An 18,813-nucleotide genomic window follows, 5' to 3' on the forward strand; every position below is an offset into this window, starting at 1 on the left:
GGGCGGAGCGGCGTCAGGACGCCTTGTCGTCTTCGTTCGAGGCGTGTTCGTTCCAGTGCAGCTTCTTGCGCAGCGTCGCGTAGTAGCTGTAGCCGATCGGGTGCAGGAACGGCACCGTGTGCTTCGAGCGGCGCACCTCGATCGTGTCGTTCAGTTCGAGCGACGTGAACGACTGCATGTCGAAGTTCACGTTGACGTCGCGCCCGCCGACGATCTGGATCGCGATTTTCGAATCGTCGGGCAGCACGATCGGCCGGTTCGACAGCGCGTGCGGCGCGATCGGCACGAGCACGATGCCCGCCAGCTGCGGATGGAGGATCGGGCCGGCCGACGACAGCGCGTAGGCGGTCGAGCCGGTCGGCGTCGCGACGATCAGGCCGTCCGAACGCTGGTTGTACATGTACCGGCCGTCGACCGACGCGCGCAGCTCGACCATCCCGGAGAAGCCGCTGCGGTTCACGACGACGTCGTTGAACGCAATCGCGTGGTAGATCGGTTCGCCGTCGCGCATGATCCGCGCCTCGAGCAGCGCGCGTTCCTCGCGCTCGAACTTGCCCGACAGGATCACCGGGACGAGCGCCTGCATGTCGGCCGCCGCGATGTCGGTGATGAAGCCGAGCCGCCCGTGGTTGATCCCGATCAGCGGCGTCTTGTACGGCGCGAGCTGACGGCCGATGCCGAGCATCGTCCCGTCGCCGCCCAGCACGACCGCCACGTCGGCGCGCGCCCCGATTTCGGCCGGCGTCAGCGCCGGGTAGCCGGTGATGCCGATCTCGCGCGCGGTCTCGGCTTCGAAGACGACCTCGAAGCCCTGCCCGGCGACGCAGGCGGCCAGCGTGGCGAGCGGCTCGGCGATGTTGGGCGTGTTGCTTCGGCCGACGAGCGCGACGGTGTTGAACTGATTACCGGTTTTCATGCCGGCATTACACCATAGCTCGTTGACGAAAAGAACCGGTTGTGCCCCGGCGGGGCCGGATCGGGCCGGCCCGCGCAACGGTGGGCGACGCCACTCGCCGCGGTCGCGCGGTTGCGCTAAAATTTTCCACCATGCTAGATCCTCGCGCACGAACCCTCCTGAAAACCCTGATCGAACGGTATATCGCCGACGGTCAGCCAGTCGGATCGCGCACGTTGTCCCGTTACTCCGGGCTCGAGCTGAGCCCGGCGACGATCCGCAACGTGATGTCCGACCTGGAGGAGCTCGGCCTCGTGTCGAGCCCGCACACGTCGGCCGGGCGCGTGCCGACGCCGCGCGGCTACCGGCTGTTCGTCGACACGATGCTGACGGTCGAGGCGCCGATCGACGCCGAGGCCGTCGCGCGGCAGGTGCAGAACACGCTGCAGGCCGGCGAGCCGCAGCAGCGGGTGGTCGCGGCCGCCGCGAGCGTGCTGTCGAACCTGTCGCAGTTCGCGGGCGTCGTGCTGACGCCGCGCCGCAGCCACGTGTTCAAGCAGATCGAGTTCATGCGCCTGTCCGACAAGCGCATCCTGCTGATCATCGTCACGCCCGAGGGCGACGTGCAGAACCGGATGCTCGCGACGCCGCGCGACTATTCGCCGTCGCAGCTGACCGAGGCGTCCAACTACATCAATGCGCATTTCGCCGGCCTGTCGTTCGACGAGGTGCGCCGCCGCCTGCGCGACGAGATCGACCAGCTGCGCGGCGACATGACCACGCTGATGCACGCGGCCGTGACGGCCAGTACCGAGGTGCCCGACACCGAGGACACCGTGCTGATTTCCGGCGAGCGCAACCTGCTCGAAGTGGCGGATCTGTCGTCCGACATGGCGCGGCTGCGCAAGCTGTTCGACGTGTTCGACCAAAAGACGGGCCTCCTGCAACTGCTCGACGTGTCGAGCCACGCCCAGGGCGTGCAGATCTTCATCGGCGGCGAATCGACGCTCGTGCCGATCGAGGAAATGAGCGTCGTCACCGCGCCGTACGAGGTGAACGGGCAGATCGTCGGCACGCTCGGCGTGATCGGCCCGACCCGCATGGCCTACAACCGCGTGATACCGATCGTCGACATCACCGCGCGCCTGCTGTCGCTCACGCTGAGCCAGCAATAGCCTGCGATCGGCCGCCTGATCCCGCCCCGTCATCGTGTCGCATTGCCGCACGCGCCGACAGTCGGCCGAACGGCATGGGGCGGCCCGCTATAATTGAGAGCCGTCCGGTCCCGTGCCTCGAGCACGTTCTTGCCCATGCGTTTCGATCTTGAGCCGCCTTCGAGCATCGCGGCCGCCCACCGCATCGGTGTGCTGCTGATCAATCTCGGCACGCCCGACGCACCCACGCCGCGCGCGGTGCGGCGCTACCTGGCCGAATTCCTGTCGGATCCGCGCGTCGTCGAGATTCCGCAGGCCGTCTGGCAGGTGCTGCTGCGCACGCTGATCCTGCCGCTGCGCGGCCGCGCGTCCGCGAAGAAATACGCGGCCGTCTGGATGCCCGAGGGTTCGCCGCTGCGCGTGTACACCGAGCGCCAGACGGACAGCGTGCGGCACCTGCTCACGTCGAACGGGTATCACGTGACGGTCGACTACGCGATGCGCTACGGCAGCCCGAACATTTCGCACGCGCTCGCGCAGTTCAAGCGCGCGGGCGTCGAGCGCGTGCTGCTGATGCCGATGTATCCGCAATACTCGGCGTCGACCACGGCCACCGCCTTCGATGCCGCGTTCGACGCACTCGCGCGCATGCGCAACCAGCCGGAAGTGCGCACGGTGCGGCATTACGCCGACCATCCGGCCTATATCCACGCGCTGGCCGAACAGGTGCGCCAATACTGGGCGCAGCACGGCCGGCCCGATTTCGCGGCCGGCGACAAGCTCGTGCTGAGTTTCCACGGCGTGCCGAAGCGCACGCTCGACCTCGGCGACCCGTATCACGACCAGTGCCAGCAGACGGGCGCGTTGCTGATGGCCGCGCTCGGGCTGTCGACGACCGAATGCCGCGTCACGTTCCAGTCGCGCTTCGGCAAGGCCGAATGGCTGCAGCCGTACACCGCGCCGACGCTGCGCGAGTTCGGCGAGGCCGGCGTGCGGCGGGCCGACGTGTTCTGTCCCGGTTTCACGGCCGATTGCCTGGAAACGATCGAGGAAATCGGCATGGAAGTGCGCGACGAGTTCCTGGCCGGCGGCGGCAAGACTTTCCACCGCATTCCGTGCCTGAACGGCGCGCCCGCATGGATCGGCGCGCTCGGCGAGATCGTCGCCGAGAATCTGCAGGGCTGGCCCGTCAGGGCCGCGCAGCCCGAAACGGTGAACTGATCATGAACTACAAGATTTCCACGGACCCCGGTGCGAAGCTGCGCATCGACAAATGGCTATGGGCGGCCCGCTTCTTCAAGACGCGCTCGCTCGCGACCGATGCGGTCGACAAGGGGCACGTGAAGATCGGCGGTGCGGCGGTCAAGCCGGCCAAGGACGTGCGGGTCGGCGACGAGGTCGAGATTGCGATCGACGGCGTCGTCTGGCACATTGCCGTGCTGGGCGTGTGCGACGTGCGCGGGCCTGCGAGCGTCGCGCAGACGCTTTACGAGGAAACGGAAGCGGGGCGGGCCGCGCGGCTCGCCGAACTGGAGCGGCGCCGCACGTATCGCGAGCCGGCGGCCGAACTGCACGGCCGGCCGACGAAGCGCGACCGGCGCATCATCGACAGATTTTCTGGTGGGAGCTGAACATCTGGTCGAAGGTCGCCCGCGCGCTTCCGTATTCGGTCGTGCGGTCGGTGACGGCTCCGGACAGGCAGATGGTGGTGGTGCCGGCAACGAGTACCAGCGCGACCACCGATATCGCAAAGGTCAGTTTCACGGTACTCCCCTCGGGATCAAGGGTGAAAACGGCGCCAGGTGGATGTCAGGCGGCGGTCAGCTAGGGGTAAACACGCTTTTCCGACGCTTGAGTGGAGTGTAGTGCAGCGGACCTGTGCCAAGCTAGTACTTGCCAGGTAAGCGTTGTTACAGCCGGTTTCGCCCGGACTGGTGGACTATGCGGGCCACGCACCGCCGGGCAGCGCGGTTGTTTCGCGGCGTTGGAGAATGCCGGCGAATAACCCTCTTGAAATTGCAGTTTCCACCCTTATCTGCACCACGAATGTGCGGTGCCGCCGGGTATACGGCCGGCGGTTGCCGATTTGGCTTCAACCTCTAATCGACTTTCAGCGACATGGAAAACACGCAAGAGAACCCGGCTACCCCATCGGCCGAAGACATCGGCAGCGAGAAGCAGGCGGCGCAAGGCGCTGCTCCCGCCGCCGAAGCAGCCGACGCGGCGCTCGCGGAGGCTCAAGCCAAGGTCGCCGAGCTGCAGGAGAGCTACCTGCGGGCGAAGGCCGAGACCGAGAACGTCCGCCGCCGCGCGCAGGACGACGTGTCGAAGGCACACAAGTTTGCGATCGAGAGCTTCGCGGAACACCTGCTGCCGGTGCTGGACAGCCTGGAAGCGGCCGTCAACGATACGTCCGGCGACATCGCGAAGGTGCGCGAGGGCGTCGAGCTGACGCTGCGCCAGCTGACTAGCGCGCTCGAGAAGGGCCGCGTCGTCGCGCTCAACCCGGTTGGCGAGAAGTTCGATCCGCATCAGCACCAGGCGATTTCGATGGTGCCGGCCGACCAGGAGCCGAACACCGTCGTCACCGTGCTGCAAAAGGGTTACACGATCGCCGACCGCGTGCTGCGTCCGGCGCTCGTCACCGTCGCCCAGCCGAAGTAAGGCTGCCGGGATGGTGCCCGCCGGCGTCGATCCGGCCGCATTTGATGCGTTCTACATGCAGGCGCTCGACGCCGGCACGTTCGACGCGGCCATCGACGGCGCGGGCGATGCGCTCGCGGTGGTGTTCTTCTGGGGTGTCGACTGCTTCAACTGCGAGATCGCGAAGAAGGCGATGCTCGCCCAGCCCGACGCAATCCGCGCGCTGGGTTTGAAGTGGTTCCATTGCAACGTGTACGAACACCCTCAGCTGGGGCGCCGCTTCGGGCTGCACGGCGTGCCGACGTGGTTCTTTTTCCACCGCGGCAAGCGGCTGGGCCGCGCGACGGGCTGGCATGGCCTCGCGCAGTTCCAGGCGGCCGTGTCGGCGGCGCGCGCGAAGGTCGCGGCGGCCGGTGGCGATCCGCCGGGCGGCGATCCGCTAGCCGGCGGCGATTGAAAAAATTTAATATCCGCATCGCTCGTCGGGTCTTGAAAACGGATCGGACGGACGCATTTCGGGAACAGAGTTGAATTCTGGCGCGCGAAACCGCCCCAAAACGCAGCGTTTCGCGCAGCAAACAGGCATTTCTGGAGATTAGGAAAAATGGGAAAGATCATCGGTATTGACCTTGGCACCACGAACTCGTGCGTCGCCATCATGGAAGGCAACCAGGTCAAGGTCATCGAGAACTCGGAAGGCACGCGCACCACGCCGTCGATCATCGCCTACATGGACGACAACGAAGTGCTCGTCGGCGCGCCGGCGAAGCGCCAGTCGGTGACCAACCCGAAGAACACGCTGTTCGCGGTGAAGCGCCTGATCGGCCGTCGCTTCGAAGAGAAGGAAGTCCAGAAGGACATCGGCCTGATGCCGTACACCATCATCAAGGCCGACAACGGCGATGCATGGGTCGAGGCACACGGCGAAAAGCTCGCACCGCCGCAGGTTTCGGCGGAAGTGCTGCGCAAGATGAAGAAGACGGCCGAAGACTACCTCGGCGAGCCGGTCACGGAAGCCGTGATCACGGTGCCGGCCTACTTCAACGACAGCCAGCGCCAGGCGACCAAGGACGCCGGCCGCATCGCGGGCCTCGAAGTCAAGCGGATCATCAACGAGCCGACCGCAGCCGCGCTCGCGTTCGGCCTGGACAAGGCAGAGAAGGGCGACCGCAAGATCGCCGTGTATGACCTCGGCGGCGGTACGTTCGACGTGTCGATCATCGAGATCGCGGACGTCGACGGCGAAATGCAGTTCGAAGTGCTGTCGACCAACGGCGACACGTTCCTCGGCGGCGAAGACTTCGACCAGCGCATCATCGATTACATCATCGGCGAGTTCAAGAAGGAGCAGGGCGTCGACCTGTCGAAGGACGTGCTCGCGCTGCAGCGCCTGAAGGAAGCTGCCGAAAAGGCGAAGATCGAGCTGTCGTCGAGCCAGCAGACCGAAATCAACCTGCCGTACATCACGGCAGACGCGTCGGGCCCGAAGCACTTGAACCTGAAGATCACCCGCGCGAAGCTGGAAGCGCTGGTGGAAGACCTGGTCGAGCGCACGATCGAACCGTGCCGCATCGCGATCAAGGACGCAGGCGTCAAGGTGTCGGACATCGACGACGTGATCCTGGTCGGCGGCCAGACGCGCATGCCGAAGGTGCTGGAAAAGGTGAAGGAGTTCTTCGGCAAGGATCCGCGCCGTGACGTGAACCCGGACGAAGCCGTCGCAGTCGGCGCGGCGATCCAGGGCCAGGTCCTGTCGGGCGACCGCAAGGACGTGCTGCTGCTCGACGTGACCCCGCTGTCGCTCGGTATCGAGACGCTCGGCGGCGTGATGACGAAGATGATCAGCAAGAACACGACGATCCCGACGAAGCACGCCCAGGTGTACTCGACGGCCGACGACAACCAGGGCGCCGTGACGATCAAGGTGTTCCAGGGCGAACGCGAAATGGCAGCGGGCAACAAGCTGCTCGGCGAGTTCAACCTCGAAGGCATCCCGCCCGCACCGCGCGGCGTGCCGCAGATCGAAGTGACCTTCGACATCGACGCGAACGGCATCCTGCACGTCGGCGCGAAGGACAAGGCGACCGGCAAGGAAAACAAGATCACGATCAAGGCGAACTCGGGCCTGTCCGAAGCTGAAATCGACCAGATGATCAAGGACGCGGAAGCGAACGCAGCGGAAGACCACAAGCTGCGCGAGCTGGCCGATTCGCGCAACCAGGGCGACGCGCTGGTCCACAGCACGAAGAAGGCGCTGACCGAGTACGGCGACAAGCTGGACGCGGGCGAGAAGGAAGCGATCGAAGCGTCGCTGAAGTCCCTCGAAGAAGTGCTGAAGGACACGTCGGCCGACAAGGCCGCGATCGACGCGAAGGTCGAGGAGCTCGGCAAGGTGTCGCAGAAGCTCGGCGAGAAGATGTACGCCGACATGCAGGCGCAGCAGGCGGGTGCGGCCGGCGCGGCCGGTGCAGCTGAGGGCGCGGCCCATGCAGGTGGTGCGCAACAGGCTGCCGACGACGTCGTCGACGCCGAGTTCAAGGAAGTGAAGAAGGACTAAGCCGGGTTCCAATGGCACCGCACGCCGCGCGCGCAAAACGCGCGCGGCGCGACTGACCAGCGGCTGAAAAGCGGTCTGTCTTTCCTTCCGGATGGCCGGATCGACTCCACGCCTGGCGGGCTTCGCGGCCCTCCGGGCACATTTGTTTTTTGGCGGGTGCTGCGCGAGCCGTCCGCGGACGGTGCAGCGCCAGACGAGTCGAGAGACTTTACTGCGGGCGAAAGGAGCCGCCGCGTGCGCGATGCGTGGCGGCACAGTGAATCGATATGGCGAAACGGGATTACTACGAGGTTCTGGGCGTCGCGAAGAATGCGAGCGACGACGAAATCAAGAAGGCATATCGCAAGCTTGCGATGAAGTATCACCCTGACCGCAATCCGGACAGCAAGGATGCGGAAGAGCATTTCAAGGAGGTGAAGGAAGCCTATGAAATGCTGTCGGATGGCCAGAAGCGGGCCGCGTACGACCAGTACGGCCACGCGGGCGTCGATCCGAACATGGGCGGTGCGGGCGCACAGGGCTTCGGCGGCTTCGCGGATGCGTTCGGCGACATCTTCGGCGACATCTTCGGCCAGGCTGCGGGCGGCGCCGCACGCGGCGGCCGCGGCGGCCCGCAGGTGTACCGCGGCGCGGACCTGCGCTACAGCATGGAAATCACGCTCGAGCAGGCCGCGCACGGCTACGACACGCAGATCCGCGTGCCGAGCTGGGTATCGTGCGAGGTCTGCCACGGGGCGGGCGCGAAGCCCGGCACGAAGCCGGAAACCTGCCCGACCTGTCATGGCCAGGGCACGGTGCGCATGTCGCAGGGCTTCTTCAGCATCCAGCAGACCTGCCCGAAGTGTCACGGCACCGGCACCTACATCCCCGAGCCGTGCGTGCATTGCCACGGGTCGGGCAAGGTGAAGGAAACCAAGACGCTCGAAGTGAAGATCCCTGCCGGGATCGATGACGGGATGCGGATCCGCTCGGCCGGCAACGGCGAGCCGGGCATCAACGGCGGGCCGCCGGGCGACCTGTACGTCGAGATCCACATCAAGCCGCACGCGGTGTTCGAGCGCGACGGCGACGATCTGCACTGCCAGATGCCGATCCCGTTCACGACCGCCGCACTCGGCGGCGAGATCGAGGTGCCGACGCTGGCCGGCCGTGCATCGTTCCCGGTGCCGGAAGGCACGCAGTCGGGCAAGACGTTCCGTCTGCGCGGCAAGGGCATCAAGGGGCTGCGTTCGAGCATTGCGGGCGATCTGTACGTGCACGTGCAGGTCGAGACGCCCGTGAAGCTGACCGACAACCAGCGCGACCTGCTCAAGCAGTTCGAGAAATCGCTGGCCGAGGGCGGCGCGCGTCACAGCCCGCAGAGCAAGAGCTGGTTTGACCGTGTGAAGAGCTTCTTCGAGTAAAGCATGACTGAAGGCAACGAGAGCGCGTCGTTCGCGCTCTTGGACGATTGCGACTCGACCGCGTCCGCGCGGTCGAGTCGTTTGTATTCGGGATTCGTGCGCGAACGCGTGTGCACAGATCCGGCACGGCTCGACGAAATCGATGCGGCGCTCGCGCAGGATCTGCGCGACGGGCTGCATGCGGTCGTCGTCGGCGATTATGAATTCGGACGCAACCTGCAACGAGCGCAGCCGGGCCATGCCCCGCTGCGCTTTTTGCTGTATGCGCGCTGCGAGCGCTTGTCCTGCGACGAGGTCGACGCATGGCTCGCGCAGCAGGACGGCGGCGGTGCGCCGTCGATCGCGGGTGTCGCGCATGTCGCGAAGAGCGTGTCGCGCGACGCGTTCGACGCGGCGATCGCCACGGTGCACGATGCCCTGCGCGCGGGCGATTCGTACCAGGTCAACTACACGTACCGGCTGAATTTCGATGTGTTCGGCACGCCGCTCGCGCTGTACCGGCGGCTGCGCGCACGCCAGCCCGTGCGGTACGGCGCGCTGATCGCGCTGCCCGGCGGCGCGTGGATCGTGTCGTGCTCGCCCGAGCTGTTCGTCGAGAAGCACGGCGACGTACTGCGTGCGCGGCCGATGAAGGGCACCGCGCCGCGCTCGGCCGATCCGCGCGACGATGCGGCGGCTGCCGCGTTTCTCGCGAACGATCCGAAGAACCGCGCGGAAAACGTGATGATCGTCGACCTGCTGCGCAACGATGTGTCGCGAATCGCGCGCACGGGCACCGTCAAGGTGCCGGCGCTGTTCTCCGTCGAACCGTATGCGTCGGTGTGGCAGATGACGTCGACGGTCGAGGCCGGCTGGCGCGACGGCACGACGTTCGCGCAGATGCTGCGAGCGCTGTTTCCATGCGGGTCGATCACGGGCGCGCCGAAGTACCAGACGATGCGGCTGATCGACGCGATCGAATCGACGCCGCGCGGGCTTTATACGGGCGCGATCGGCTGGCTCGACGCGCCCGGCGATCCTGCGGGCGGCTGCGGCGACTTCTGCCTGTCGGTTGCGATCCGCACGCTGACGCTCGACGTGGCCGATACCGATACCGATATCGACATGGCCGGTTCGGCTACGCGGCACCTTGGGACGATGGGCGTCGGCGCGGGCATCGTGCTCGACAGCGTCGCGGCCGACGAATATGCGGAGTGCGAATTGAAAGCGCGATTCCTGACGGACGCCGACCCCGGCTTCCAGTTGTTCGAAACGACCGCGGCCACGCGTGCGGACGGCATCCGGCATCTCGACCGCCATCTCGCGCGGCTGCAGCGCAGCGCGGACGCGTTCGGCTTCCGCTTCGACGCCGATGCGTTGCGGCGCGAGATCGACGCGCGCTGCGCAGCGCTCGACGGCGACGATGCGTACCGGATGAAACTCGCGCTCGCGAAGGACGGCACGATCGAGATCACCGCGGCGCCGCTCAAGCCGCTGCCGGCCGGACCGGTCGGCGTGATGCTGGCGTCCGAGCACGGCTTCGCGCCGACCCGTGCGGACGACGCGCTGCTGCTGCACAAGACCACGCGCCGCGCCGAATACGACCGCGCGTGGCAGGCGGCCGAGGCGCTCGGCGGTTTCGACATGCTGTTCGTCAACGAGCGCGGCGAGGTGACGGAAGGCGGGCGCTCGAACCTGTTCGTGAAGCTCGACGGCCAGTGGGTGACGCCGCCGCTGGCGTCCGGCGTGCTGCCGGGCGTGATGCGCGGCGTGCTGCTCGACGATCGTGCGTTCGGTGCGATGGAGCGCGTCGTGACGCAGGACGATCTTGCGCGCGCGGAAGGGCTGCTGTTGACCAACGCATTGCGCGGTGCGCTCGACGCGGTGCTGAAGTGACGCTGTAACGGAGCGGGCACCGCGCTCGCGCCGGCCGCTGGACTTTCAACGCACCAACAAAAAAGCGCGGCGCCCCGCAAAGGGCGCCGCGCTTTTTCACATCCGACGCGTTACTTCAGAACGAGTGTTCCGGGCCCGGAAACGAGCGATCCTTCACCGCGCTCACGTAGGCTTCGACGGCCGCCTGGATGTTCGGCTGGCCCTGCATGAAATCCTTCACGAAACGCGGCCGCTTGCCGGGGAACACGCCGAGCATGTCGTGCAGCACGAGCACCTGCCCCGAGCAGTCGACGCCCGCGCCGATGCCGATCGTCGGAATCTTCAGCATGTGCGTGACTTCCGACGCGACGAGCGTCGGCACGGCTTCGAGCACGACGAGCTGCGCGCCCGCGTCCTCGACCGCGCGCGCATCGCGCAGCAGCTGCGCCGCGCCGGCTTCGGTCTTGCCCTGCACCTTGAAGCCGCCGAACGCGTGCACCGATTGCGGCGTGAGGCCGATGTGCGCGCACACCGGCACCGCGCGCTCGACGAGGAAGCGGATCGTTTCGGCGAGCCATTCGCCGCCTTCGAGCTTGACCATCTGCGCGCCCGCGCGCATCAGCTTGACCGAGTTCGCGAACGCCTCGGCCGGCGTGCCGTACGTGCCGAACGGCAAATCGGCGACGACGAGCGCACGCGGCTGCGCGCGTGCGACACAGGCCGTGTGATACGCGATGTCGTCGATCGACACGGGCAGCGTGGTCGTGTGGCCCTGCAGCACGTTGCCGAGCGAATCGCCGATCAGCAGCACGTCGGTGCCTGCGCGGTCGAGCAGCGCGGAGAAGCTCGCGTCGTAGCAGGTGAGCATCGCGATCTTCTCGCCGGCGTCGCGCATTGCCTGCAGCTTGGGGACCGTCACGGCAGGCCGGCTCGATTCCTGGAGATAGGTCATGGGGAAATCCGGGTCGATGGGGGAAGAACGACAGGCGGGACGCGTCAGCGCGTCGTCTCGCCCTTGACGAAGAATTCCTTGCGGCCGCGCATCGTCTCGATGCGCTCGACCAGCAGGGCGAGATCTTCGGGGGAATCCAGCGGGTTCAGGTGTTCGGCTGCGACCGTCAGCACCGGCGTGCGGTCGTAGTGGTAGAAGAATTCGTTGTATGCGTCGACGAGCGAGCGCAGGTACGCATCGCTGATCTGCAGTTCCATCGGCAGCCCGCGCTTCTGGATGCGCGAGAACAGCACTTCGGGGCTGGCCTGCAGATAGACGACGAGGTCGGGCGACGGCGCCTGCGGCACGTCGACGTGCGTCGCGACCGAGCGATACAGCTGCCACTCGTCCTCCGGCAGGTTCAGCCGCGCGAAGATGTCGTTCTTCTGCGGCATGAAATCGGCGATGACGGGGCGGCCCGTTTCGAGCGCGCCGATCAGCTCGCGCGCCTGCTGAGCGCGCTGCAGCGCGAACGACAGCTGCACGGGCAGCGCGTAGCGCGCGGTGTCGCGATAGAAGCGTTCGAGGAACGGGTTGTCCTGCGGGCGTTCGAGCAGCGTCTGCATCGACCAGCGCTCGGCGAGCAGGCGCGCGAGCGACGTCTTGCCGACGCCGATCGGGCCTTCGATCACGAGATAGCGGTGCGGGGCGCGCAGGTCGGGGGCGGTGACGGTCAGCGGAGTCGAGTTCATCGGCAGCGGGTCTTGTCGGCGTCTTCGCCGGCAGCGAGTGCCTTCTGCATCAGGCACTGGCAGGTTTGCACCTTCTCGACGCGCTGATCTGCCACGGCGGCGAGGAAGGTGTCGGCGCGGCCGCGCGCGGGAATGTCGAGCAGCGGCTCGATCTCGACGAGCGGCACGAGCGCGAATGCACGGTCGGTGAGGCGCGGGTGAGGGACGATCAGGTCGGGTTCTTCGATCGAATCGGCGCCGAACAGCAGGATGTCGAGGTCGAGCGTGCGCGGCGCATTGCGATAGGGGCGCTCGCGCCCGAAGTGATGTTCGATCTTCTGGCAAAGCGCGAGCAACTCGCGCGCCGACAGCGTCGTGTCGAGCTTGACGACGCAGTTGTAGTAGTCGTCGCCGCCCGCTTCGAAGGGCGCCGTGCGATACAGGCTCGACTTGCCGAGGATCGAGATGGTGCGCTGCTGCGCGAGGCACACCACCGCGTCCTTCAGGGTCTGGCGCGCATCGCCGAGATTCGCCCCCAGTCCGATATATGCAACCGTCATGGCATCACTTCCTACGTCGTTCGCCGGCGCGCGCGTCAGTCGTCGGAACCGCCCGAGGTATCGGGTGCCTGTTCGGCGGCACCTTCACCCGGCTGGCGGTTTCGCGCACCACCGCGGCGGCGCCGCTTGCGGGGCGATTTTTCCTTCGAACCGCCCTGCGTGAGCAATGCCTCGCGAGCAGCCGCGTCGCCTTCGATGAAATCCGTCCACCACTGTCCGACTTCCGCATCGAGCTCGCCGGATTCGCAGCGTAACAGGAGGAAATCATACCCCGCTCTAAACCTTTGGTGTTCCAGCAGCCGCATCGCGCTGCGGCCCGAGCGCTTCTCGAGGCGCAGCTGCAGGCCCCAGATCTCGCGCATGTCGGCCGAATAACGCTTGTGGATCGCGAGTTTCTCGGTCTGCATGTCGAGCACGTCGTCCATCGCGCGATGGAGCGCCGGCACCGGAATCTCGCCTTCGGCCGTGTATTGCTCGAAGCGCTGGCGCATGTCGTGCCACAGCAGCGTCGCGAACAGGAAGCCCGGCGACACCGTCTTGCCGGCGCGCACGCGCGCGTCGGTGTTGTTCAGCGCGAGCGTGATGAACTTCTCGCCCTGCGGCTGTTCGAGCACGACGTCGAGGAGCGGCAGCAGCCCGTGGTGCAGGCCCTCCCTGCGCAGCCGCTGCAGGCACGCGAGCGCATGGCCCGACAGCAGCAGCTTCAGCATTTCGTCGAACAGGCGCGCGGCCGGCACGTTGTTGATCAGGTCGGCGAGCGTGTTGATCGGCTCGCGCGTATGCGGCTCGATCTCGAAACCGAGCTTCGCCGCGAAGCGCACGACGCGCAGCATCCGCACCGGATCCTCGCGGAAGCGCGTGGCCGGATCGCCGATCATCCGCAGCAGGCGGGCGCGCACGTCGGCCATCCCGTCGTGGTAGTCGAGCACCGTCTGCGTCGACGGGTCGTAGTACATCGCGTTGATCGTGAAGTCGCGGCGCGCGGCATCTTCATGCTGCTCGCCCCACACGTTGTCGCGCAGCACGCGGCCGCTCGCGTCGACCGCATGCGTGCGGCGATCGAGTTCGTCGCGCTTCAGGCGCTTCGGCGGCTCGGCTGCGGCCGCCTCGGGCGGCGCATCGACCAGCGCGCGGAACGTCGACACCTCGATCAGCTCCTGGCCGAACTGCACGTGGACGATCTGGAAGCGGCGGCCGATCAGGCGCGCGCGGCGGAACAGGCGCTGGACTTCGGTCGGCGTCGCGTCGGTCGCGACGTCGAAGTCCTTCGGCGCGATGCCGAGCAGCAGGTCGCGTACCGCGCCGCCGACGATGAACGCACGAAAGCCCGCCTGCTGCAGCGTGTCGGTCACGCGCACGGCGTTCCTCGAGATCAGCGCCGGATTGATGCCGTGCACGCTGGCCGGCACGACGGTCGGCTCATGGTTGCTGCGCGGCTTTTTCGCGGCGCCGCCGCGGGCGCCCTTCGGCGCGCGCGGGGCAGCAGGGGCCGCTTCGTCGGCTGGGGCCGTTGCGGGAGACGTTTGCTCGGTTTCGTCCTGGCCGAGCAGCTTGCGGATGAATTTTTTGATCACGACGTTCAGAAGAGATCGAGGATACGCCAGCCGCGGGTGCTTGCATGCGCACGCAGCGTGTCGTCAGGGTTGGTCGCGATCGGGTCGGTGACTTTCTCGAGCAACGGGATGTCGTTGTGCGAGTCGCTGTAGAAATAGCTGTGCGCGAAGTCGTCCCAGTGCTTGCCGAGCGACGCGAGCCATGCTTCGGTCCGCACGATCTTGCCTTCGCGGTAGCTCGGCGTGCCGGTCGGCCGGCCCGTGTACGGCGAGTCGGGATGCCCGTCGGTCGTCTCGACCTCGCACGCGATCAGCGTATCGACGCCGAACGCGGTCGCGATCGGGCGCGTGATGAATTCGTTGGTCGCCGTCACGACGCAGCACAGGTCGCCCGCATCGAGGTGCTTGCGCACCAGTTCGAGCGCGGCGGGCGTCATTGCGGGCCGGATCACCTCGTGCATGTACTGCTCGTGCCATTCGGCGAGCTGCGCGCGCGAATACTTCGCGAGCGGCGTGAGCATCGCCGTCAGGTATGCGTGGATGTCGAGCCGGCCGGCCTTGTAGTCGGCGAAGAACTGGTCGTTCTGACGCGAAAAGCTTTCCGCGTCGACGATGCCGAGCTTCACCATGAAGCGGCCCCATTCGTGGTCGCTATCGGTCGGGATCAGCGTGTGATCGAGGTCAAAGAGTGCCAGATTAGTCATGGAAGCGCATTTTACTCGAAGCGGTTCGGGCCCGTGCCCGGTGGTGTGATGTCGTCGCCGGGACGCGCAAGCATCCGGCGCAGCAGCGGCAGCGTGACCGCGCGTTTCTGCTCGAGCGAGAAGCGGTCGAGCGCGTCGAGCAGTGCCATCAGGCTCGGCATGTCACGGCGGAAATGGGTCAGCAGGTAGGCGGCGATATCGTCGGTGAGCGCGATCCCGCGCTCCTTCGCGGCGAGCTTGAGCACCGCGATCTTGCCGGCGTCGGACGGCGGCGACAGGTGGAACACGAGCCCCCAGCCGAGGCGCGTGCGGAGATCCTCGCGCACGTCGAGCGCGAGCGGCGCCGCGGGGCCCGCCGCGACGAACGCGCTCGACGGGTGCGCGCGCACTTCGTTGAACAGGTTGAACAGCGCGACCTGCTGCGTATCGCTCATCCGGTCGCAGTCGTCGATCGCGTAGATGCCGATGCGCGGGTCGAACGTGAACGCACCAAGCGGGCTCTGCGGCGTCAGGTAGCGCGCATAGCCGTACGACGCGTCGCTCACGAGCGCCTGCAGCAGGTGGGTGCGGCCGCTGCCGGGCTCGCCCCAGATGTAGAACGACCGGTCCGGCACGGGGCCCGCCGCGAGCGCGAGGTCGAGCTTCTGCAGGCGCGAGATGAGCTCGTCGTTCTCCTCGTTCATGATGAAGTTGTCGAACGTGGCGGGCGGCGGCGTGCCGAGATCGAGCGTCAGTTGACGGGACACAACAGTCACAATGCAGGTCGGTTGAAAATACGCGCGCCGTACGCCGGGCGCGCGCCGGGGGCTGCGGATCCGTGGGCTACACGCGCGGCCGCACGCACGGCGCCGCGCGGGTTTCGGCGCGGTTCGCTCGGCGAGGAAAACGGGGACGTGTCGACCAAGATGCAATCCCTGACGATTCGATACTGGGAATTCCGGCCAACCGGCCGGCTTCGGGTAAAATCGCATTTTACCGACCTTCTCGCATTCCCCCATGAATCCTCCGAAATCCGCTCCCGACGCTCAGGGTCTGTCCTATCGTGACGCAGGTGTCGACATCGACGCAGGCGACGCGCTCATCGACAAGATCAAGCCTTTTGCGAAGAAAACCCTGCGCGACGGCGTGCTCGGCGGCATCGGCGGGTTCGGCGCACTGTTCGAAGTGCCGAAGAAGTACAAGGAGCCCGTCCTCGTATCGGGCACCGACGGCGTCGGCACCAAGCTCAAGCTGGCCTTTCATCTGAACAAACACGACACCGTCGGCCAGGATCTGGTCGCGATGAGCGTGAACGACATCCTCGTGCAGGGCGCCGAGCCGCTGTTCTTCCTCGACTACTTCGCGTGCGGCAAGCTCGACGTCGATACGGCCGCCACGGTCGTCAAGGGCATCGCGCAAGGGTGCGAACTGTCGGGCTGCGCGCTGATCGGCGGTGAAACGGCCGAAATGCCGGGCATGTACCCCGATGGCGAATACGACCTGGCCGGCTTCGCGGTCGGTGCGGTCGAGAAGAGCAAGATCATCGACGGCAGCACGATCGCCGAAGGCGACGTGGTGCTGGGCCTCGCGTCGAGCGGCATCCACTCGAACGGCTTCTCGCTCGTGCGCAAGATCATCGAGCGCGCGAACCCCGATCTGTCGGCCGATTTCCACGGCCGCTCGCTCGCCGACGCGCTGATGGCGCCCACCCGCATCTACGTGAAGCCGCTGCTCGCGCTGATGCAGAAGCTGTCGGTGAAGGGCATGGCGCACATCACGGGCGGCGGTCTCGTCGAGAACATCCCGCGCGTGCTGCGCGAAGGCCTCACGGCCGAGCTCGACCAGAACGCCTGGCCGCTCCCGCCGCTGTTCAAGTGGCTGCAGGAGCACGGCGGCGTCGCCGATGCGGAAATGCACCGCGTGTTCAACTGCGGCATCGGCATGGCCGTGATCGTCTCGGCGGCCGATGCGGACGCAGCGATCGCCGACCTGACCGCCGCCGGCGAACAGGTGTGGAAGATCGGCACCGTGCGTGCGACCCGCGAAGGCGAGGCGCAGACGGTCGTGGTCTGACCGCCGCCCAGCAGATGCAGCAAGGAAAGCCGCCCGGAGTCGATCCGGGCGGTTTTTTTTCGGGTGCCGCGTGGCATGGGCGCGCGCCGATGAAGGAGGGACGACGATGACCGAAGACGAACATGCGATCCGCGCGCTCGTGGAAAACTGGTTCGTGTCGAGCCGGCGCGGCGATCTGGCCACCGTACTCGACCTGATCGCCGACGACGCGATCTTCATGGTGGCCGGCAAACCGCCGTTCGACAAGGCGGCGTTCGCGGCTGCGTCGCGCGACGCGAACGCGGGCGGCGAGCACGCGCCGAAGGTCGACGGCCGCTACCGGATCGACGAGCTGCGCGTGCTCGGCGACTGGGCCTACATGCGCAATTTCATCGAGATCGAGGCGACGCCGCCGGGTGGCGACACGATTCGCCGGTCGGGCCACACGCTGACGATTTTCCGCAAGACCGACGGCCGCTGGCAGCTCGTGCGCGACGCGAATCTCGTGACGCTCGTGCATTGAGCACGGCGGCACGGAGGGCGGTGGCGTTCGCGGATGCTCATGCCGACGGCCGCGGTGCGCCAGCCGGACGCGTGCCGGCCAGCAATGGCGGCACCAGCAGGTAGAGCAGCGCGGCGGCGGCCCATACGAGCCCCGGCCATGTCGTGCGCGTCGCCGCGTAGGTTGCGGTGACGACCAGCGGCCCCGCGACGCCGATCAGGCTGGCGACGCTCGCGAGCATGCCTTGCAGCTCGCCCTGGCGCGCATCGTCGACCTGCCGCGCGAGCATCGCCTGCAACGCCGGCAGCGTCATGCCGCCGGCTGCGAACAGCGGCAGCAGCGCGAACGGCACCCAGGCGGCGGTCGCGAACGCGATCACCGCGAGCCCGAGCGCGTCGCCCGCGAGGCCCAGCGCGAGCGCGCGGCGCTCGCCGAGCCGCGCGATCAGCGGCCCGATCGCGAACGCCTGCGCAAGCGCGTGGCACGCGCCGTAGCCGGCGAGCGACAGCCCCGCGACGGGCGTCGACCAGCCGAAATGTTCCTGGCCGTACAGGATCCACAGCGTCGCGGGCGCCTGCGACACGAGCGCCACGATCACGTAGATGCCGATCAGCGGCACGAGCGCGGGCGCGCCGCTCAGCCGGCGCAGGCTCGCGAACGGGTTGAGTGCGCCGACCGCGCGACCTTCGCGGGCCGAACGCGGCCGCGATTCCGGCAGCGCGCGCCACACGAGCACGAGATTCAGCGCATTGAGCAGCGCGGCCGCGACGAACGGCGCGCGCAGGTGCAGCGCGCCGAGCAGCCCGCCGATCAGCGGGCCGGCGATGAAGCCGATGCCCATCATCGCGCCGAGCTGGCCGAAGCGCCGCGCGCGGTCGGGCTCGGCCGTCACGTCGGTCACATAGGCGGTCGCGACCGCGAGGTTCGCACCGGTGATGCCGGCGAGCAGCCGCCCGACGTAAAGCCATGCGAGTGTCGGCGCGAGCGCCATCAACAGGTAGTCGAGCGCGGCGCCCGCGAGCGACGCGAGCAGCACGGGGCGGCGGCCGAAGCGGTCGCTCAGCGCGCCGAGCAGCGGCGCGCACAGGAACTGCGCGAACGCGTACAGCGCGAGCAGGATCCCGTAGTGGGTATCGGTGCTGCCCGCGCCGGCGAGCGAGCGCAGCAGCCCGGGCAGGATCGGCATCACGATCCCGACGCCGATCGCGTCGAGCAGGACCGTGGCCAGGATGGCAATCTGGGATGGATTCAAGAGTTTCTCTCTATCGATGATAGAGTGCAGAGTATTCCACAGT

At 67.2% G+C, this 18,813-nt stretch carries 19 protein-coding genes; 10 read left to right on the forward strand and 9 right to left on the reverse strand.

What is annotated here, in order from left to right:
- Positions 1 to 13: 13 nt before the first annotated feature.
- Positions 14 to 916 carry an NAD kinase gene (locus tag U5798_RS09865; RefSeq protein ID WP_124449387.1) on the reverse strand — a complete coding sequence of 301 codons (903 nt, stop codon included), beginning with the start codon at positions 914 to 916 and terminating at the stop codon, positions 14 to 16.
- Between the two features lie 131 nt (positions 917 to 1,047).
- Here U5798_RS09865 and hrcA point away from each other — a divergent pair, with 131 nt between their 5' ends.
- The 3 genes from hrcA (at position 1,048) to U5798_RS09880 (ending at position 3,680) form a co-directional block, all read left to right on the forward strand.
- Entirely contained in the window at positions 1,048 to 2,070 is a 1,023-nt protein-coding gene (gene hrcA, locus U5798_RS09870; protein ID WP_011544637.1) for a heat-inducible transcriptional repressor HrcA, read from the forward strand.
- Positions 2,071 to 2,205: 135 nt separating this feature from the next.
- Complete coding sequence (gene hemH, locus U5798_RS09875; RefSeq protein WP_322081922.1) at positions 2,206 to 3,270, forward strand: ferrochelatase; 1,065 nt, start codon at positions 2,206 to 2,208, stop codon at positions 3,268 to 3,270.
- A gap of 2 nt (positions 3,271 to 3,272) precedes the next feature.
- Positions 3,273 to 3,680 carry an RNA-binding S4 domain-containing protein gene (locus U5798_RS09880; protein ID WP_124449383.1) on the forward strand — a complete coding sequence of 136 codons (408 nt, stop codon included), beginning with the start codon at positions 3,273 to 3,275 and terminating at the stop codon, positions 3,678 to 3,680.
- Here the strand turns inward: U5798_RS09880 and U5798_RS09885 are convergent.
- Positions 3,652 to 3,813, reverse strand: a complete 162-nt coding sequence (locus U5798_RS09885; protein ID WP_185658127.1) for a hypothetical protein — start codon at positions 3,811 to 3,813, stop codon at positions 3,652 to 3,654. The genes U5798_RS09880 and U5798_RS09885 overlap by 29 nt on opposite strands.
- Before the next feature lie 354 nt (positions 3,814 to 4,167).
- Between U5798_RS09885 and grpE the strand changes: the two genes are divergently transcribed.
- The 5 genes from grpE to U5798_RS09910 all read left to right on the forward strand — a co-directional run bounded on the left by grpE (position 4,168) and on the right by U5798_RS09910 (position 10,527).
- A complete protein-coding gene (gene grpE, locus U5798_RS09890) occupies positions 4,168 to 4,713 on the forward strand; it encodes a nucleotide exchange factor GrpE (RefSeq protein WP_124449381.1) in 546 nt (181 codons plus the stop codon).
- A 10-nt stretch (positions 4,714 to 4,723) separates the two neighbouring features.
- Positions 4,724 to 5,149 (forward strand): thioredoxin family protein, encoded by a 426-nt coding sequence (locus U5798_RS09895; protein ID WP_124449379.1) that lies wholly within the window; start codon positions 4,724 to 4,726, stop codon positions 5,147 to 5,149.
- A gap of 147 nt (positions 5,150 to 5,296) precedes the next feature.
- Positions 5,297 to 7,249: a molecular chaperone DnaK gene (gene dnaK / locus U5798_RS09900; RefSeq protein ID WP_039361356.1), complete on the forward strand. Its 1,953-nt coding sequence runs from the start codon at positions 5,297 to 5,299 to the stop codon at positions 7,247 to 7,249.
- Positions 7,250 to 7,515: 266 nt separating this feature from the next.
- Complete coding sequence (gene dnaJ / locus U5798_RS09905; RefSeq protein WP_322081923.1) at positions 7,516 to 8,652, forward strand: molecular chaperone DnaJ; 1,137 nt, start codon at positions 7,516 to 7,518, stop codon at positions 8,650 to 8,652.
- A 3-nt stretch (positions 8,653 to 8,655) separates the two neighbouring features.
- The gene (locus U5798_RS09910) at positions 8,656 to 10,527 is read left to right on the forward strand and encodes a bifunctional anthranilate synthase component I family protein/class IV aminotransferase (protein ID WP_322081924.1); all 1,872 of its coding nucleotides are present in this window, start codon (positions 8,656 to 8,658) and stop codon (positions 10,525 to 10,527) included.
- 115 nt (positions 10,528 to 10,642) lie between these two features.
- Here U5798_RS09910 and panB read toward each other — a convergent pair whose 3' ends face one another.
- Genes panB through hda form a run of 6 tightly spaced genes read right to left on the reverse strand, consistent with a single transcriptional unit; the run spans position 10,643 to position 15,731 of the window.
- Positions 10,643 to 11,458, reverse strand: coding sequence for a 3-methyl-2-oxobutanoate hydroxymethyltransferase (gene panB / locus U5798_RS09915; RefSeq protein WP_124449373.1), 816 nt, complete (start codon positions 11,456 to 11,458; stop codon positions 10,643 to 10,645).
- A gap of 44 nt (positions 11,459 to 11,502) precedes the next feature.
- Positions 11,503 to 12,189, reverse strand: coding sequence for a deoxynucleoside kinase (locus U5798_RS09920; RefSeq protein WP_124449371.1), 687 nt, complete (start codon positions 12,187 to 12,189; stop codon positions 11,503 to 11,505).
- Complete coding sequence (gene folK, locus U5798_RS09925; RefSeq protein WP_124449369.1) at positions 12,186 to 12,728, reverse strand: 2-amino-4-hydroxy-6-hydroxymethyldihydropteridine diphosphokinase; 543 nt, start codon at positions 12,726 to 12,728, stop codon at positions 12,186 to 12,188. Before folK ends, U5798_RS09920 begins: the two co-directional genes overlap by 4 nt.
- A gap of 35 nt (positions 12,729 to 12,763) precedes the next feature.
- Positions 12,764 to 14,302, reverse strand: coding sequence for a polynucleotide adenylyltransferase PcnB (pcnB, locus tag U5798_RS09930; protein ID WP_322081925.1), 1,539 nt, complete (start codon positions 14,300 to 14,302; stop codon positions 12,764 to 12,766).
- A 5-nt stretch (positions 14,303 to 14,307) separates the two neighbouring features.
- On the reverse strand, positions 14,308 to 14,985 hold the full coding sequence (locus U5798_RS09935) for an HAD family hydrolase (RefSeq protein WP_124449365.1): 678 nt from the start codon (positions 14,983 to 14,985) through the stop codon (positions 14,308 to 14,310).
- An 11-nt stretch (positions 14,986 to 14,996) separates the two neighbouring features.
- Positions 14,997 to 15,731 (reverse strand): DnaA regulatory inactivator Hda, encoded by a 735-nt coding sequence (gene hda / locus U5798_RS09940; protein ID WP_059235994.1) that lies wholly within the window; start codon positions 15,729 to 15,731, stop codon positions 14,997 to 14,999.
- 250 nt (positions 15,732 to 15,981) lie between these two features.
- Between hda and purM the strand changes: the two genes are divergently transcribed.
- Both purM and U5798_RS09950 read left to right on the forward strand, forming a co-directional pair.
- Complete coding sequence (gene purM / locus U5798_RS09945; RefSeq protein WP_006484927.1) at positions 15,982 to 17,037, forward strand: phosphoribosylformylglycinamidine cyclo-ligase; 1,056 nt, start codon at positions 15,982 to 15,984, stop codon at positions 17,035 to 17,037.
- Positions 17,038 to 17,143: 106 nt separating this feature from the next.
- A complete protein-coding gene (locus U5798_RS09950) occupies positions 17,144 to 17,539 on the forward strand; it encodes a YybH family protein (RefSeq protein ID WP_124449362.1) in 396 nt (131 codons plus the stop codon).
- A 37-nt stretch (positions 17,540 to 17,576) separates the two neighbouring features.
- Here the strand turns inward: U5798_RS09950 and tet are convergent, their stop codons facing one another.
- Positions 17,577 to 18,770 carry a Tet(A)/Tet(B)/Tet(C) family tetracycline efflux MFS transporter gene (gene tet / locus U5798_RS09955; RefSeq protein WP_322081926.1) on the reverse strand — a complete coding sequence of 398 codons (1,194 nt, stop codon included), beginning with the start codon at positions 18,768 to 18,770 and terminating at the stop codon, positions 17,577 to 17,579.
- Positions 18,771 to 18,813: the final 43 nt, after the last annotated feature.

Origin of the sequence: Burkholderia sp. BCC1972 (genome assembly GCF_905339605.1) — a bacterium.
GTDB lineage: Bacteria > Pseudomonadota > Gammaproteobacteria > Burkholderiales > Burkholderiaceae > Burkholderia.